The sequence below is a fragment of the Sulfurimonas sp. genome, from assembly GCF_028694605.1.
GTDB lineage: Bacteria > Campylobacterota > Campylobacteria > Campylobacterales > Sulfurimonadaceae > Sulfurimonas.
Genome location: NZ_JAQVKP010000012.1, coordinates 38591 through 55930, shown reverse-complemented (window position 1 = coordinate 55930; position 17340 = coordinate 38591). Strand labels below are relative to the sequence as shown.

18 protein-coding genes are annotated in these 17340 nt (G+C 38.6%); 10 read left to right on the top strand and 8 right to left on the bottom strand.

All coding sequences use genetic code 11. The features are described from left to right. Window positions 1-18 precede the first annotated feature (18 nt). The 8 genes from PHY84_RS08495 (at window position 19) to PHY84_RS08460 (ending at window position 9147) form a co-directional block, all read left to right on the top strand. Entirely contained in the window at window positions 19-459 is a 441-nt protein-coding gene (locus PHY84_RS08495) for a hemerythrin domain-containing protein (protein ID WP_299858950.1), read from the top strand. Window positions 460-476: 17 nt separating this feature from the next. Continuing rightward, window positions 477-1772 (top strand): hypothetical protein, encoded by a 1296-nt coding sequence (locus tag PHY84_RS08490; RefSeq protein ID WP_299858949.1) that lies wholly within the window; start codon window positions 477-479, stop codon window positions 1770-1772. A gap of 5 nt (window positions 1773-1777) precedes the next feature. Beyond that, the gene (locus PHY84_RS08485; RefSeq protein ID WP_299858948.1) at window positions 1778-2293 is read left to right on the top strand and encodes a shikimate kinase; all 516 of its coding nucleotides are present in this window, start codon (window positions 1778-1780) and stop codon (window positions 2291-2293) included. Continuing rightward, a complete protein-coding gene (locus PHY84_RS08480) occupies window positions 2286-2702 on the top strand; it encodes a DUF255 domain-containing protein (RefSeq protein ID WP_299858947.1) in 417 nt (138 codons plus the stop codon). Before PHY84_RS08485 ends, PHY84_RS08480 begins: the two co-directional genes overlap by 8 nt. 3 nt (window positions 2703-2705) lie before the next feature. Further along, window positions 2706-3998 (top strand): histidinol dehydrogenase, encoded by a 1293-nt coding sequence (gene hisD, locus PHY84_RS08475; RefSeq protein ID WP_299858946.1) that lies wholly within the window; start codon window positions 2706-2708, stop codon window positions 3996-3998. Window positions 3999-4205: 207 nt separating this feature from the next. After that, window positions 4206-4844, top strand: coding sequence for a 4Fe-4S dicluster domain-containing protein (locus PHY84_RS08470; protein ID WP_299858945.1), 639 nt, complete (start codon window positions 4206-4208; stop codon window positions 4842-4844). Beyond that, complete coding sequence (nrfD, locus tag PHY84_RS08465; RefSeq protein WP_299858944.1) at window positions 4844-5743, top strand: NrfD/PsrC family molybdoenzyme membrane anchor subunit; 900 nt, start codon at window positions 4844-4846, stop codon at window positions 5741-5743. The genes PHY84_RS08470 and nrfD overlap by 1 nt, the downstream gene beginning before the upstream one ends. Window positions 5744-5754: 11 nt before the next feature. Continuing rightward, a complete protein-coding gene (locus tag PHY84_RS08460; RefSeq protein ID WP_299858943.1) occupies window positions 5755-9147 on the top strand; it encodes a molybdopterin-dependent oxidoreductase in 3393 nt (1130 codons plus the stop codon). Between the two features lie 37 nt (window positions 9148-9184). Here PHY84_RS08460 and PHY84_RS08455 read toward each other — a convergent pair whose 3' ends face one another. Beyond that, a complete protein-coding gene (locus PHY84_RS08455) occupies window positions 9185-9679 on the bottom strand; it encodes a protein disulfide oxidoreductase (RefSeq protein ID WP_299858942.1) in 495 nt (164 codons plus the stop codon). 161 nt (window positions 9680-9840) lie between these two features. Between PHY84_RS08455 and PHY84_RS08450 the strand changes: the two genes are divergently transcribed. Then, the gene (locus PHY84_RS08450; RefSeq protein ID WP_299858941.1) at window positions 9841-10332 is read left to right on the top strand and encodes a nitrous oxide reductase accessory protein NosL; all 492 of its coding nucleotides are present in this window, start codon (window positions 9841-9843) and stop codon (window positions 10330-10332) included. A 26-nt stretch (window positions 10333-10358) separates the two neighbouring features. Here PHY84_RS08450 and PHY84_RS08445 read toward each other — a convergent pair whose 3' ends face one another. The 7 genes from PHY84_RS08445 to PHY84_RS08415 form a co-directional block, all read right to left on the bottom strand. Further along, entirely contained in the window at window positions 10359-12008 is a 1650-nt protein-coding gene (locus tag PHY84_RS08445) for an inorganic phosphate transporter (protein WP_299858940.1), read from the bottom strand. A gap of 60 nt (window positions 12009-12068) precedes the next feature. Continuing rightward, window positions 12069-12611 (bottom strand): peptidylprolyl isomerase, encoded by a 543-nt coding sequence (locus tag PHY84_RS08440; RefSeq protein ID WP_299858939.1) that lies wholly within the window; start codon window positions 12609-12611, stop codon window positions 12069-12071. Window positions 12612-12734: 123 nt separating this feature from the next. Beyond that, window positions 12735-13019 carry an HU family DNA-binding protein gene (locus tag PHY84_RS08435; RefSeq protein WP_299858938.1) on the bottom strand — a complete coding sequence of 95 codons (285 nt, stop codon included), beginning with the start codon at window positions 13017-13019 and terminating at the stop codon, window positions 12735-12737. A 97-nt stretch (window positions 13020-13116) separates the two neighbouring features. Continuing rightward, window positions 13117-13353 carry a hypothetical protein gene (locus PHY84_RS08430; RefSeq protein ID WP_299858937.1) on the bottom strand — a complete coding sequence of 79 codons (237 nt, stop codon included), beginning with the start codon at window positions 13351-13353 and terminating at the stop codon, window positions 13117-13119. Between the two features lie 4 nt (window positions 13354-13357). After that, window positions 13358-13597 (bottom strand): XRE family transcriptional regulator, encoded by a 240-nt coding sequence (locus PHY84_RS08425; RefSeq protein ID WP_299858936.1) that lies wholly within the window; start codon window positions 13595-13597, stop codon window positions 13358-13360. A 215-nt stretch (window positions 13598-13812) separates the two neighbouring features. Continuing rightward, complete coding sequence (locus tag PHY84_RS08420; protein ID WP_299858987.1) at window positions 13813-15483, bottom strand: flagellar assembly protein A; 1671 nt, start codon at window positions 15481-15483, stop codon at window positions 13813-13815. Continuing rightward, window positions 15464-16150 carry a hypothetical protein gene (locus PHY84_RS08415; RefSeq protein ID WP_299858935.1) on the bottom strand — a complete coding sequence of 229 codons (687 nt, stop codon included), beginning with the start codon at window positions 16148-16150 and terminating at the stop codon, window positions 15464-15466. The genes PHY84_RS08420 and PHY84_RS08415 overlap by 20 nt, the downstream gene beginning before the upstream one ends. A 112-nt stretch (window positions 16151-16262) precedes the next feature. Here PHY84_RS08415 and fbaA point away from each other — a divergent pair, with 112 nt between their 5' ends. Then, window positions 16263-17336: a class II fructose-bisphosphate aldolase gene (gene fbaA / locus PHY84_RS08410; protein ID WP_299858934.1), complete on the top strand. Its 1074-nt coding sequence runs from the start codon at window positions 16263-16265 to the stop codon at window positions 17334-17336. Window positions 17337-17340: the final 4 nt, after the last annotated feature.

The window sequence follows — 17340 nt, the reverse complement described above, 5'->3', positions numbered from 1 at the left end:
ATAATTGAGGTATTAAGTATGAGTACAATAAAGGGATTTTTAACTGAAGATCATGGACGTTGTGATGAACTTTTCGCAAAAATGGAGGATGAGGCGGCAAAATCGATAGAAAATGCAAAGGAAGCGTATGAAGAATTTGCAAAAGCGACAGAGAGACACTTTCAAATGGAAGAGCGCGTTATGTTTTTGGAATTTGAGCAAAAAACAGGCATGACACAGGGTCCTACTGCGATTATGAGACATGAGCATGCACAGATGAGAAATCTTTTGGCAGAGATGGGCAAAGCCATGGAGTCGAAGGATAAGGATAAGTTTTTTGGCAATAGCGAAACGTTGATGATTTTGATGCAACAGCACAACATGAAAGAAGAACAGATGCTCTACACTATGGCACAGCAACACCTAAGCGCTGATGCAGACCGCATTGTGGATATGATGCAATCGATGATAGTCGAGTAGGGTATAGGGGACGGATAATGGATTTTGACGGATTGTCGGTTGATCAAGCACCGCCGATAACTGCACCGCTAAGGTTTTTTGCAACAGCACCGATTTTTGCTATCTTGGCAGGTTTTTTTATTTTTTTTAGTGACGCTGCTGCACTCTCAAGCCGTTTTGCTCCCCAAGCTATAGCTGTTACTCATGCCATTACCATAGGTTTTTTTTGTTTTGTCATGTTTGGCGCACTTGTGCAGATGCTGCCCGTACTAGCAGGGGTAAAAATCTCAAATGTAGATAAAGTTTCCAAGCTCTCCTACATCCTTCTTTTGGCAGGTACGCTTGGAATGGTTTTTGGATTATGGTTTGAACTCCAAAAGTTACTTTTAATCGCATCGCTGCTTTTGGGAGGAGGATTTTTGCTCCTTATAACTGCTATGTTATTTGCATTTAGAACAGTTGTTCATATCAATGCGAGTATAAGAGCAATGATAACAAGTCTCATATTCGCTCTTTTGATTACTCTCTTGGGAGTGCATCTTTTGGCATCTTACGGGATTGGAAAAATTGGAGCATCCCATCTTCTCTTTGCCAATATCCATAGCGTTTGGGCAATTTTTGGATTTGCCGGTATTTTGATTGTCGGTGTTGCTTTTCATATCTTGCCCATGTTTTATGTCGCACCGAAATTTGAGCCTTTTTTTCAAAGATTTGCCGTGCTTATCGCTGTTGCTGGTCTCGTGCTTTGGTTGATTTTGAATCTTTTTGCGGATTCATACGCAATAGCCGCAAAATCCATAATCGCATCCCTTTTTATGGTGTTTGCTATTATGGCTTGGTTAAAAGTGAGTGCTAGGCGTAGAAAAGTAAGCGATATCACAATTTGGTATTGGAAGAGCGCAGCCGTGTTTATGACGGTAGGTACCGTTGCATGGGTGGTAAATGATTTTTTTGACGAAAAGTACACTGTTTTTGTCTCTATTTTAGTAGGAGGCGGTTTTATCTTCTCTGTTATGTCCGGTATGCTATACAAAATAGTCCCGTTTCTGGTCTGGTTTCATTTAAATGCAAAAGGGTATATGTCCATTCCGACAATGAATGATATGATAAATAAAAAAGCAACAAAATGGCAATTTGCTCTTTTTATCTTCTCTTTGATTGGTTTTGCATTATCTTTTTTTGTTTCGCAGTTTTTGGGATTTTTTGCACTTACCTTTATTGTCAGTATGGTACTATTAGAGTTCAATATCATCTCTGCTGTTTTGATTTATTACAAAACCATAAAGACGAAACCTGATTTTGATATGAGTATGTTTACAATGAAAGCGGAATAGCAAAAGTGAAAAATATAATTTTAATAGGTTTTATGGGTGTCGGAAAAGGAAGCGTTGCTCGCGAGGTGATTAAGATTTCTGAGTATCTCTCTGTGGATACGGATGATCTCATAGAGAGTATGGAAAACAGAACAATAAAGAAGATATTTGAAGAGGAGGGTGAACCTTACTTTAGGGCACTTGAGAAAAAGGTGGCAGAGTGGCTGCAAACAAGCGTCACCAACACGCTTATTTCTACCGGAGGCGGTTTTTACAGACAGGAAAATCTTAAAGAGATAGGAACAGTTGTCTTTTTAGATTCCCCATTTGACAAGATTATTAAGCGGATAAAAAACCACCCGAATGCGGCAAAAAAACTTAAAAAACGTCCACTTCTAAGTAACCTTAAAAAGGCGAAAGAGCTCTATAATGAACGTTTGCCACAATATGCGGCAGTTGCGGATATTATAATTGATGTAACAGATAAAAGTGCACTGGAGTGCGCGAAAGAACTTCTACTAAAGGTAAAACAAGATGCGTAAATTTTTTCTTTTTCTTCTTTTTGGGATTTTTATAAATCTCACGGCCGCTGAAATAAAGTGGGCGAAAGATTATCACGACGGGATTAAAAATGCACAAGCTGTTTCAAAACCCGTACTTTTTGTCTCGTCAAGGCACTCATGTAAATATTGTGTTATTTTAGATGAAACGACCTTTAAAGACAAAAGAGTGGTTGAAGAACTCAATAAAAACTTTGTCACAATCATCTCCTATAGTGATGAAAATGACTATATGCCTCGTGAGCTATGGCAACCCGGTACTCCTGCTATCTGGTTTTTGTATCCGAGCCAAGAACCGATGTTTCAACCGCTTATGGGAGCTATTGATGCAGAAAATTTTCTCAAAGCATTAGAAATAGTCAAAGAAGAGTTTAAGAAAGGAAAAAAGTAGAGAATGATTTTTACAAATTCAAAAAACAGTAATTTTAAAGCCGAGTTTGAAGAGCTCCTCGGACGCGGCAAAATGGACATAGCTCATGTTAGTGCAATAGTCGGAAATATCATAAACCAAATCAGAGAAAATAAAAATCAAGCGCTCAAAGAGCATATAGCAAAATTCGACAAGTGGACTCCAAAAAGTGATGATGACCTTAAAATTACAACGGAGTCTATGAGCAAGGCTTATGGCAACCTTGATGCACAACTCAAAACTGCTTTGCATCTGTCTTATGAGAGAATCAAAGCTTATCATGAAAAACAGAAGCCTAGATCTTGGTTTGATGACGAACCAAACGGAACGATTTTAGGTCAAAGAGTCACACCGGTCGATAGCGCAGGGCTCTACATCCCGGGCGGAAAGGCAGCATATCCGTCTTCGCTTCTTATGAACGTTATCCCTGCACAGGTTGCAGGAGTTGAGAAGATAGTTGTCTGTACGCCTACGCCCGAGAATGAGCCAAATGAGCTTCTTCTTGCGGCATGCCACTTGTGCGGTGTGAGCGAAGTTTATAAGGTTGGAGGAGCAAGTGCGATTGCGGCTATGGCGTATGGCACAGAGACTATCCCAAAAGTAGATGTTATTACGGGTCCGGGAAATATTTTTGTCGCAACAGCAAAAAAGATGGTTTTTGGAGATGTTAACATTGACATGATAGCAGGACCAAGCGAGATAGGAATCCTTGCAGACGATAGTGCAAATCCTTCGCACATGGCGATAGATATGCTCTCCCAAGCGGAGCATGACGAGATGGCAAGTTCTATCTTGATTACCCCGTCACAGGCATTGGCAGATGCGGTAAAAATTGAGCTTGAAGTTTGGCTACAAAAACTCCCGCGTCAAGAGATTGCAAGAAAATCCATAGAGGAGCGCGGAGCAATAATTGTTACAGATACGATGCAAGAAGCGATTGATTTGATGAACCAGATTGCACCGGAACATTTAGAAGTAGCAACGCTTTCTCCTTTTGAACTGCTTCCCCTTATCAAGCATGCGGGAGCCATTTTTCTGGGGCATAACACACCTGAAGCTATCGGAGACTATATGGCAGGTCCAAATCACACTCTGCCGACAGGCGGAACTGCCAAATTCTATTCCCCGCTGGGAGTTGAAAATTTTATGAAAAAAAGCTCTATTATCTCATTTAGCAAAAGAGCTATAAATGAGATAGGAGAAGAGTGTGCGTTGATTGCAAATATTGAAGGTCTTAGCGCTCATGAACAATCAGTCAGAGTAAGAGTAGATAAATAAAAATTTCAAATATGCACATAATAAAAAATTATTACACTATTATCACAAAATTGTGATAATTTTATAACTATTTTAAGGTTTATGTAGGTAGTATTGTTGCAGTAGAAGCCCTTGTTTAGGACTAAAATAAGGGTTTCTTTTATGAAAGATTAACTGTTGTTATAAATCTTAATATTTGTCTAAAAAGGCTTAAAAGAAGGAGAGTATATGCAATTGGGCTTCCTAGTTGACTTGCATTTGTGTATGGGATGTAAGGGGTGCGAAATCGCATGTAAAGTGGAAAATGAAGTTCCGCTGAGTACATGGAGACTTCGTGTAAAATATGTAGATGTGGGGACATTTCCTGAAACAAAGAGGACGTTTACTCCTCTTCGATGTAACCACTGTGAAAATGCACCTTGTGAGAGAATTTGTCCTGTAAGTGCACTTCATTACTTGGAGAATGGTATTGTTAATATAGATAAAGAGCGCTGTATCGGGTGTGCCGGTTGTGTTATGGCATGTCCGTACGGAGCGATTTATATCGACCCTCAGACACAAACTGCAGACAAGTGTACATATTGTGCACATAGGGTTGCATCATCCATGATGCCTGCTTGTGTTGTTGCATGTCCGGTTCAGGCAAACATATTTGGAGATTTAGAGGATCCGACATCAAATATCTCTAAATATATTCAAAAAAATCAAGGCAGTGTTCAGGTTCGTAAGCCGGAGAAGGGAACAAATCCTCATCATTTCTATGTAGGCGGAGGCAATATAACGCTTAACCCTCTTGCTTCAAGAAGAGAAAATGGTCACAATCTATTTAATAACATCACAACACTTCCAGTAGGAGGGCACCACTAATGGCACATGAAATTTTATCAGCAACGAACGCTGTCGTAACACTGGATGTGGCATTGCCGGGGATAGTATGGCCATGGTTAGTAACAGTAAATATGTGGGCAAAGAGTATCGGTACAGGTGTGATTTTTATGCTTTTTGTGCTTTTAAGAATGTATCCTGAACAAGCAGGCAAACTTAGACTTCCTGCATCAATAGCGGCATTCGTCTTTATTAATATTTTCTTGCTATTCACGCTTGCCGATTTGCATCAGCCTTTTAGAATGTGGCATATATTTGTCTATTCAAATTGGACATCTGCTATTGCAATCGGCTCTGTTATGGCTTCAACTTTCTTGGGTCTTTTAACGCTTTTAGGATATTTGGCATGGAAGAAGGACGGTGAAACTTTTGATAAAGTGCTTTTATGGACGACGATTTTAGCTATACCGGTAACTCTTTACACGGCTTCTCTTATGGCGCAGTGTACTGCACGTGAACTGTGGCAAATGCCGGCTGAATCAGCCCAAATGATTTTAGCAGCACTTCTTGCAGGTTCTGCATTTATGCTTTTGCTTGGCGGCAATAAGCTTGGCGATGAGGCAAAGAATCTCCTAGGAATCATTCTTGGATTAAGTGCACTTATGGCATTTATCATCTATATGTCAGAGTATATCTTTGGACCAATGAAAGCAGAAGAGATAGCTGCAACGATTGGATATGTTAAAAATAATGGACCGTACGCAGTTATGTTCTGGGTTGGTCAATGGATGACATATATTTTACCAATGATGTTAGTGGTGTTAAGCAGAGTCGGCAAATCAGAGTCTATTCTGAAACTTGCAGCGATTTTAGCATTAGTCGGTTTGGCGGTTGTTAAACATGTATGGCTAATGATTCCACAATTATTACCAATGAGTTAGGGAGAATATTAATGTATTTAGAAAGTAGAAGAACGTTTTTAAAAGGTGCTGCATTTACGGTTGCAGGTGCCACAATAGCAAAGGGTGTATTTACAACGGATGCGGTTGCCGAATCTGTTAAAGATAGTAAGTTTACAAATACTCCGGATTCTTTGTCATTTTATCCTCCGATGAGTGAATGGAATGATTTTAAAGAGTTAGACGGAGATGACTGGAAAAGAGGCGGGATTAATCGTCACGGCGTAAGAAGTTCATCTAATCCTGATGGTATAGAAGTAAATGACTATATGATTGTACCAACCGCATGCTCTAACTGTGAAGCTTCGTGCGGACTTACTGCATGGATTGATAAAAAAACATTTATGGTTAAAAAATACATGGGTAACCCGTTTCATCCGGCTTCACGCGGACGTAATTGTGCAAAAGGTTATGCAGTGCAATCTCAAATGTATGATCCCGATCGTATAGCATTCCCGTTAAAACGTGCACCTGGTTCTGCTAGAGGGGAAGGAAAGTGGATTCGTACAACATGGGATGAAGCTATGACTACTATCGGTAAAAAGATGCATGATACCATTAAGGTCGGTGATGAGCTATCCAAAAAATCAGTTATGTACCACGTTGGTCGTCCAAACGAGAATGGTTTTACACCTCAAATCTGGTACACTTTAGGTCAGGATTGTACAAACTCGCATACAAATATTTGTAGTTCCGGCGGGCGTACTCCTACGATTCAGTGGGCGAATGATGACAGAATATCTCCTGACTGGGCTAATGCAAAGCTTCTCTTCCTTAACTCGTCACATGCGGCAGATGCTGGGCACTACTTTGCGCAGTCGGCTGCATTTATAGCTGAAGCTAGAGCAAAGGGTGCTAAGCTGGTTGTAATGGACCCTCGTCTTTCAAACTCTGCAGGTATGGCCGATCTTTGGATTGCTACATGGCCTGGGACGGAGCCGGTAATTTATCTTTATTTGACAAACAGAATCTTAAATGAAAACAAAGTTGATAAAGAATTTGTTAGAAAGTGGTTGAATTGGGAAGTATTCTTAGATAATAAAAAATATTTGGAGTTTATGGTTAGTAAAGGTTATATCTCAAAAGTTCCAAATGGTAATGATTTTGATTCTTTCATTGAAGTTTTAAAAGAGCTTTATTCTCCTTATACGCTTGATTTTGCCGTAAAAGAGACACATGTTCCTGCGTATAAGCTTGAAAAACTTTATGATATGTTTATATGGGCAGGAACCGCTATATCTACATATTTCTGGAGAGCAACAGCAGCAGGAAACCGTGGCGGATGGATGAGCGGGCGCTCTGGATATCTGCCGCTCGCGCTTCGTGGCGCTATTGGACCTGAGGGCGGTACGTTTTTCCACCACTGGCATGTTATTTCAGTTGCAGGAAAAGGCGGTAGCGCGACGGTAGGTCAAGGAGTACGCGGGTCTAATGTTCCAAAAGTAGATGTCTATAATGAGCTTTCGTGGCCGCCGGAGTGGCCAATTTCGACATATGAGTTGTCTTATCTTCTTCCTCACCTTTTGGCAGATACCAAATGGCAGGAAAAATGGATAGCAAAGGGGTTGAATGTTCCTCAAAAGCTGGCAGTATGGATTCCTCGTATGTATAACCCTGTTTGGATTAATCCGGATGGATTTAGATGGATTGATACACTGAAAAACGAATCTAAGATGGAACTTACATTTAACCTCTCTCCGGTGTGGTCTGAGACTAACTGGTATGTTGACTATATCTTGCCTGTTGGTTTGGCGGGGGAAAGACACGATCAGCACTCTGAAGCTACAATGCCTGCACGTTGGACATCTTTCCGTCAGCCGGTTATGAGAGTGGCACTTGAAAAAGCCGGATGGAAACCAAATAATCCAAACCGTGCAACATTGGAAGCACACATAAAAGCAGGTCTAGGTGAAGTATGGGAAGAGAATGAGTTCTGGATTGATTTATGTGTTAATTATGTTGACCCTACGGGTGAGCTAGGCATCAGAAAAATGTGGGAATCTAAAAAGAATCCTGGCAAGCCGGTTACAATCGCTGAGTGGTACGATGCGGCATTCGGTGATAACCTGCCAAACCTAAAAGCAACTGCTACGGGCGATGAGAGATATAAAAACTCAGAGTACCCAGTATATGAGTATATGAGGGATTACGGTGCATGGATGGAAGAAAACCATATCTATTCGGCACAAGAGCGTGAAATAAAAGATGACGGCGAGAACTATATTTCTCATGGTCATAAATACAACAAGAACGACGTTACAATTAACAAGAGAACAGGTGTTATGACAGCTGAATCTCATGGCAAGAAAACATCTATAGGTATTGTTGTCGATGGTAAGAAAATGGAAGGTTTTGCAACTCTTGATAAAAAACTTGACTTCTTCTGTGAGTGGCTTGCCGATGATTGGAAGTGGCCTGAATATGCTATTCCGTTCTATCCGAGAAGCGAAGAGGAGAAAAAAGAGATGGTTCACATTGTTTCGCATGTAAATCACTCTTTTATGACAGAGAAAAACTCTTATGCATTAAATACCGTTTTCCGTCTGCCGTACAATATTCATACACGTTCTGCAAACAGCAAGCACTTGATGGAAATCTCTCAAAACCACGATCCTATTTGGATAAATACAGTGGATGCAAAAAGACAAGGATTTAAGCGCGGTGATGCAATCCGTGTTAGAATTGTGGATAGCTTAACAGGGTTGGAGTCAGGTTATTTTGTTGCGATGGCAGTGCCTACCGAGGGAGTTCTTCCGGGAACATTGGCATGTTCACATCATGGCGGTCGCTGGAAACTTGTAAATGCAGTAACGATTCCAAATGGTATTACAGATGGCAAAGTGGATTCTCAGCCAGTAAAGAGAAATATGAACGACTCTAAATTTTTGGCTCATTCTCCGGAGAATGCAGGAAAGAATGGCGCACAAATTAAGATTGAAGATTACAGTGGGACGGCAGGAATCAACAGCTTTGGTGTGCCGACCGCAGAGCTTCAAATGGACGGCAAAAATGGCAAGCTAAAATACGTTGAAGGTATTAAACCGTTTAAATCAGAGAGATTTGCGGATTACAACAGAGACAGTGGAAATATCTGGTGGGATGGCTTAAGCGGTTCATGGCAGAATGCTGTAGCAGCACCGCATCCAGATCCAATTTCAGGTATGCACTGTTGGCACCAAAAAGTTATCTTAGAACCTGCTCAAGCCGGTGATAAGATAGGCGATATTCAAGTGAATTATGATAACAACTTCAAAGTATATCAAGGATGGAGAGATACTTTGACGAGAGGTCTGGATGAAAACTCTACACTTCGCCGTCCGAAGCATATCAAACGTCCATGGGTTCCTCTTTCTGATAAAGCATACGTTGTACAGATTAATAAGTAGTAAAGCTTCAAACAGAGTGGGTAATGCGCCCACCCTGTTACTCTACCCACCACATTCTAAGCCAAAGACCAAGAGTTGATGTATATCCTACATCGCCATAAAAATAGTCTCTCTCTTTGTCGTATATCAAAGTAGTCGGAAATACAGAAATTCCAAATTTATCTGCCAGTGAGCCATCAAAATCGTTTATGACTCTAAAATCTAAAATGTGCTTTTTAATATACTCTTCTATTTGTTTGTCATATCCTGATTTTACGGCAACGGTGATTACTTGATACTCTTTTGAGATTGTTTGGATATTTGGAGATTGTACTTTACATATAGGGCACCAACTTGCCCAAAAGTAGAGCATAATTGGTTTTTCGTCAGACAAAATGTAGGTTTTTTGACCCAGTAGTGATACGCTGTTTATATTTAAAGAGTCGCTACTTATATGACTGCTTCTAAAAAAACTCACTATATTTGCAAAAATGGCAAGTAATACAATAAAGATAAGAATCTCTTTTGTGTAACCCATAATTTTACTTTTCATATTCAATTCCAATTTCATAATTTTTTAACACTATAGTAATCATTTCTAGCTAATATTTTATTAAAGGGCATCTCTAAAAATTCTAACCGCCTTGATTGTGAACTTGGCTCTATCGCTGAAGGTGGTTAGAATTTTTAGAGGTGCCCTAAAGGAGATTATATATGTATAAAAAAATTATTTTATCGCTAAGTGCAGTGTTTTTAGTTGGCTGTGGTGTTCAAAGCGGTGTTGCAACTAAGAACGGAATGTTTCAGAGTGTTACAGAAAAAGAGGCTGTTTTATTGCAAGATTCAAAAGATAGAGAGTCCTGTCCTCGTTGTGGTATGAATTTGCCAAAATATTATAAAACAAATCATAGTGCTTCTTTAGATGGAAAAACATATCAATACTGCTCAATTCATTGTTTGCAAGATCATCTCTATGATGGAGTTTCTCTTAAAAATCCTCTTGTTGTAGATATCGCAACACTTAAGTTTATTGATGCCACAAAGGCGTATTATGTTGTCGGCAGCAGCGTTAAAGGAACAATGAGCAGGATAAGTAAATATGCTTTTGCCACAAAGGAGAAAGCTGAGTTGTTTCAAAAAGAGCATGGCGGCGAGATTTTAGATTTTTATCAAGCACTTGAAGTTGCAAAAAAAGACTTTAACTAGCAAAATTGAGCATTTATATGCTCAATTTATATCATAATGCCTTTGATTGTAAAGTAAAGGATACCTGCAAGAATGGCAGCTACAGGTACCGTTATAAGCCATGCTGCTACAATTTTTTTGATGGCATCCCTACGGACATACTGAACTTTTTTTGCTTTTTTGATACTCTTTTTCGTTGATTTGATAATTTTTTTCTCATTTTCAATCATCTTGTAAAGCGTAACAATTCTTACATAGTCAGCCTGTGTTTTATCGCTTTTTTCTTGGAGGGTCTTTAGTTCTGATTTATACGCATTTTTTGTCAACTCTTCATCTTGAATAGCAAGGATATCTTCCTCAAGCGTATGATTATTCTCATCTTTGATGTGTAGCCACTCTCTTAAAAAACCTACGCCAAATACACCGCCGATGGCTATGTGTGTCGAACTGACAGGAAGACCCATTTGTGATGCAATGATAACTGTAACTGAGGCCGACATAGCAATAGAAAAAGCCCGTATCTGGTCTAGTTCCGTGATTTCACTTCCGACTGTTTTTATAAGCTGAGGACCATAAAGCGTGAGTCCAATAGCTATACCAAACGCTCCAACACTCATAACCCATAGAGGAATTGAAGCGCTTGATGCTACACCTTTGTTAACAACGGCATCATTAATAGCAGCTAATGGTCCGATAGCGTTTGCAACGTCATTTGCGCCGTGCGCAAAGCTTAGAAGAGCAGCTGCAAAAATAAGCGGGATGGTAAAGAGAGTATTGACGGAAGCTTTTGTGTTCTCCAAAGTTGTTGTGTTGGAGCTAATTCTTTTTTTAATGAAAAAATAGACAAAAACAGCAAAAATTAAAGCGATAATGAAAGCAGTTGCAAAAGAAGGCTTTTTTGTAACTTCGAGTGAAACTAGGGGTAGGATGTTAAGCAATTCTATGGTTTTTGACCATATTTGCTTCATTCCCTTAAGAATAATATATGTAACAAATGCCAGTGCCATTAATGAAACAAAAATAGGAACATATTTTTTTGCTGCTTCAACTTTGTCTTTTTTAAATATAATGGATTTTTTGATGGCATAAAGAAAAGCGGCGGCAACAACGCCCCCTAAAACCGGCGAGATAATCCAAGAAGCAACAATCTCACTCATTGTCCCCCAGTTGACGATGTTAAAACCGGCAGCTGCTATTCCTGCCCCCATAACGGCTCCAACTATAGAGTGTGTTGTGGAAACAGGAGCTTTCATCATTGTTGCAAAGTTAAGCCACAAGGCTGCAGCTAAAAGAGCCGCCATCATTGCCCAGATAAATTGGTCTGGATTGCCGCCAAAGGCAGATATATCGATAATTCCGTTTTTGATAGTTTTTACGACTTCTCCGCCTGCTATAAGCGCACCTGATGCTTCAAAAATGGCTGCAATAATAATTGCCGTAGCCATTGTCATTGCTTTGGAGCCTACGGCAGGTCCGACGTTATTAGCAACATCGTTTGCTCCGATGTTCATCGCCATATATGCACCAATCAGAGCGGCAACAGCAAGGAACATGTTATTTGAGATACCACCGTTGCTTAAAAAGGTAAAGGTTAAAACTCCTATCATAAAAAAGAGTGCAAAACCCAATCTTGTAAAATCTGTTGAACTCTTTTTTAAAGCCTTTTTTTGCAGTTTGTCAATTGTTTGAAATTCCATAAAACGCCTTTTATCTGTTTTTTGTATGTCGAGGGATTGCTGATAAGTTCATGAAAAAACCTACTTTTTAACAGTAACACTGATGATTTTTTGTGTCTCAAGCGGTCTGTCTCCGCCTCTTTGCCCTGAGGTAGGAACATTTTCAAGTTTTTGTACAACATAAAGTGTTTGCGGAGTCACTTGTCCAAAAATAGTATGTCTTCCATTGAGCCAAGGAGCAGGTTTTGTTGTTATGAAAAACTGGCTTCCGTTTGTATGAGGACCGGAATTTGCCATAGCAAGAACTCCTCCGCGTTCAAAGAGCTTATCTGTAAACTCATCTTTAAAAGGCTTGTTCCAGATACTCTCTCCTCCACGTCCGCTTCCTGTAGGGTCCCCGCCTTGAATCATAAAATTTTTAATGATTCTGTGAAATGTTAAACCATTATAATACCCATTTTTTGCATGCGTGAGAAAGTTTTCAACAGCTAATGGGGCAACCTGAGGGTAAAGTTCAATTTCAATAGCACCCTGCGTAGTTTCTAAGACAACGTGAGGATTATTTTCATTTGCATATAGATTTATTGACAATAACATCAATAAAACAAGCATGATTTTTTTCATCTTCTCTCCATGAAGCAATTTTGTAATCACATTGTAACTTTATTTTGCAAAATTTAAAATTGAAAGAGAGAGGAAAATATCAGTGAGTAAGATTTGTCGCAAAAAAATTGCGACAAAAGAAGATTATTTGCCAGCAGAAACGCGGTCTTTTAAACCTTTGCCTGCTTTGAATTTTGGAACCATTTTATCTTTTGTAGTATAGCTCTTGCTTGTGCCAGGAACCTTACCACTTTTACCTTTTTGTAATGAAGCGCTAAAACTACCAAATCCTACAAGAGAAACATCCTCTTTTTTTACTAAAGCAGTTGCAACCGCCTCTGTAAAAGCTTTGATAGCTGCCTCAGCTTCAACCTTGGTTTTGTAATTGCCACTTGCTTGCACTAGTTCAACGAATTGAGCTTTATTCATAAATCTACCCTTGAATTTATAAAGATTTTCCGAAACTACTAAAACTATAAAAACAAGATTTTCCAGTCAAGTAATTCAGCTATAGACACTTTATAGTTTATTTGCTTAAAGATTTCTTCTTTTTGTTAAAAAATGAGAAAAAATATAACGTTTTTCTCTTTTTAAGTCCGATTTTCGCATGTTTGAGTACTTTTGATGCAACGCTGCTTATGTCGGCAGCTATAATTAAAGACGATAATTCTTTTACTTTTTGGTATCTTTTTTCACTTGTCGTATGTATAGACAAAAAAACATCTTCTAAGCCATCTCTTTCTTGTTGTGTCAGTGCGCTCATTCGTTTAATCCTTCAGCTTATTGATTTTTCTTACAGCTCTAATAATCTCTTCGTCTTCAAGTCTTCCAAGCATCTGTATAACAGTAATAGCAGCTTGTGGCTTTGCACGCCCAAGTTTCCAATCTTGGTACGTTCTCATGGGAATCCCTAGTGAATCGGCCATCTCTTTGAGGGAAATCTTTTTCCCATTGTTTTGAGACTCAATAGAGTTGTGAAGAATATTAAACAGATCATTAATTTGCATAAAGAAAATAATACAGAATAAATACTTAAATATACATTTTATTTATTTATAAGCACGTAATAAATTTTAAAATATAAATTATTAATGATATAATATAAATAAATACAGTATTAATATAATTTATATGCTACTAAAAACACGGAAATACGTATCTTTTTTATATGAAAATAACCTATAAATGAAAAAAATAGCAGAAGCGGAGATTTAAAAAAATGTTATTCTATGGAGATTTTTTTGTTCGTTGGATGAAGTGTTATTGAGTTTTCTGATGCGATAAGGTAGAAAGGGTCATAAGACATAGCTTCTGTTTTAAAGAGAATATCTTCATCATTTGCAATGGTGAAAACAATGGTGTTCATACCCCTAAAAGGCTCTTGTACTGTTATTTTTGCATGCATTGCACTATTGATGATATGCTCTTGTGTGGCTTTGAGTGTATCAATTTTTTCTTTATAAAGCTGAATTTTTGCAGGCGAGTGTTTTTTTGCACCTTCAAGTTTGTATTTGAAATCATCTATCTCTCTAGCTATATGGTTGTATTTGCTTTTGAGTGTGGAAATCTCTTTGTAGTTGATTTTAAAGAGATTGTCTTCTCCGCCTACAAGTTTAACGGTAATAGAGTTGGATGCATATACTTTGAGATTACTTTTAACATGAGAGATTGTGATATTTTCTGCATAAATAGCCCCGCCTAGAGAATTTTCTACTTCTACATTGGTAGCATGAATCTCTCCTCCTTCAAGGAGTTTTATTTTTGCACTATGGCATCTAAGTTTGCCTTTATGTCTGTTAATAAATGCAAATTTAGCCTCTTGGACAGAGTCTTTGTGTGTTGCACCGTCTATTGTAAGATTGACTGCCCTTAAGCTTGATTTAGCACCCACATGCCCATGTATATGGATAGCCTCGGAGATGAGTTCTACCCCTTCTCCAAGTGAGTCAAGTGAAGTGTCATGCTGTGCGATGATAACTTCGATATTGTTTGCTTCATCTTTTGCTACGCGTTCTTGAATGCGGGAGAGTGACTGCATCTTTATCTTGTTGTCTATGTAGAAATTTTGTGTATCAAAATGAACGTAACCCTTAACTTTGCTTCTATAAATTTTTCGATCGCTGTTCTCTATGATTTCAATGCCTTTTGCGTCTATCTTGCATTTTAGGTCATCAACATTTTTTAAAGAAGCGTTATCAATAATATCACCAAAAGCGTTAAATCCGTTTTTCCCAAAAACGGGTTTGATGTACTCAACAAGTATCTCATCTTCTACAACTTCAATTACTTGAAGGTGAGACTCTTTTTCTAAAAAGCGCATGAGTAGTTTGCTGCTTCTTCTTATTTCTGGGTCGATGCCTTTAAAAAGCGGTATTTTTACTTTTTTGACAAATTTGCCGGCGTAGAGATATTTGACAAATGTTTTTAGTTTCTCTTTCATCTCCTCATCAAAAAGGTTGATTAAAATCCCGTTTGCGGCTTTGATGTTGTTGAACTCTTTAAAAAGAAGAAGAAAAATCTCCTTTGGCTGGTACTTAGTGTATGGAATTTGTGATTCAGGATGCAAAACAAGAGCAGGGTGTGCATTATTTGGCGAAAAATCGATTGAATAGTTGAGTTTTATGATTTGTTTAGGCGCTTGTTTTACGGTAATTGTATAAATCTGCTTGATTCTAAGATGCTCATTAACCATTTTTTGGGGATTGTCATAGTAGTTAAGAGAGTCTTCGTTGTAAATTTTAAAAGTATCATCTGACGTACTTTTGATATAAGTCTCAATCTCATTGATAGCAAAAGAGAACTCCAACGGCGAACAGTTGTTTTCTAACGCAAATTTTTCGATAGTGGTAACGATATTTTTTGTTTTAAATTTTTTAGTAAGCAAGCAAATCACTATAGTCGTATTTTGAAAAGTCAAGGTAGAGCTGTCCGTTTTTGTGGATAACCCTTGTGTCATTGTCATAGGCAGCCAAGAAACGTTTTTTTATAGCTTTCCTCTGAGATGACCTGATAGGGAGTGTGCGAAGATACTCTTTTAGCTCAACAAAACCTGCATTAGAATTTGTATCACGAACAACCTCTGCTTCACCTTGATGTTCATAGTTTTCTATTTTATGCGCCTCATGCAACAAATCTTTTTCCTGTTCAAAGCGCATTTTTTTATTTACAAGTGTCAGTATGTTTTTAAGCTGTTCATCTTTTGAGCTATAGATTTGCTCTATCTTATCTCTCTCACTGCGCAACATTTGCTCTTTATCGTCGATAAGCTTGTCGATTTTGCTCTCAAGCTGAACAATCCTATTTTTAAGGTAATTGTTCTCTTTTTGAAAAAGTGCCAAAACAGTTGCAACGGTTGTTTTTGGCTTTGCTGAGGGAATATTTTGTAGCTGAGTTTTTTCTGATAGATCTGTTTTTTTCCCTTCTTTTAAAGCTGCGGGGACAATTATGAAAGTTTGGGATTCTTCAACAACGTAGTCTAGTTTTTTTGCTCTTATTTTGGCGTAAACCATCTCTTTGGACATTTTAAAACGTTTGCAGTACTCATCAACAGATAGTTTCATAAAAAAGCCCCGAAGTTTTTGTGTTATTCTAGCATAAAAAATTTTTCAAAAGGTCAGTTAAATAAACCCTGTATTATAATTTGAGACAAATTTTATAAAAAGAGTTTAAAAGATGGGCATTTTAGATATCGTAAAAGCGGGTGTGTTATTTGGTGATGATGTACAAAAAGTTTATCAGTATGCAAAAGAGAACGGTTTTGCTCTTCCTGCTATAAATGTTGTTGGAACAGACTCCGTTAATGGCGTTTTGGAAGCTGCTGCAAAAGTAAAATCTCCCGTGATAATCCAGTTTAGCAACGGCGGAGCAGCGTACTATGCAGGTAAGGGGCTTAGCAACGAGGGTGAGAGAGCTGCTGTTGCGGGCGCTATTTCCGGTGCTATCCATGTTCATATGATGGCAGAGGCATACGGTATCCCTGTTATTTTACACACAGACCATGCTGCTAAAAAGCTTCTTCCATGGATAGATGCACTGCTTGATGCAGGTGAAACCCACTATAAAACACATGGCAAGCCACTCTACTCTTCTCATATGCTGGATTTATCCGAGGAAAGCTTGGAAGAGAATGTGGCAATTTGTAAAAAATATCTCCAAAGAATGAGTAAAATCGGCATGAGCATAGAGATAGAGCTTGGCGTAACAGGCGGAGAAGAGGATGGCGTGGATAATTCTAGTGTTGACAATTCTCTTCTTTACACTCAGCCCGAAGATGTTGCATACGCTTATAAAGAGTTAAGTGAAGTTTCTCCAAACTTTACAATTGCAGCATCGTTTGGAAATGTGCACGGTGTTTACAAACCGGGTAATGTCGTGCTTACTCCAAAGATACTTGATAACTCTCAAAAATATATCCAAGAAAAATTTTCCACTGCCGACAAACCGGTAAATTTTGTTTTCCATGGCGGTTCAGGCTCAACGCTTGAAGAGATTCGTGAAGCAATCAGTTACGGTGTAATCAAGATGAACATTGACACGGACACACAGTGGGCGACATGGGTCGGTGTGAAAGATTATTATGAGAAAAACAGAGCCTATCTTCAAGGTCAAATCGGAAACCCTGAGGGTGAAGATAAACCTAACAAAAACTATTATGACCCTAGAAAATGGCTAAGAGACGGTCAAAAAACACTTGTAAAAAGAGTAGAAGAGGCGTTTAGCGATTTAAACGCAATCGGTAAGAATTAATCAT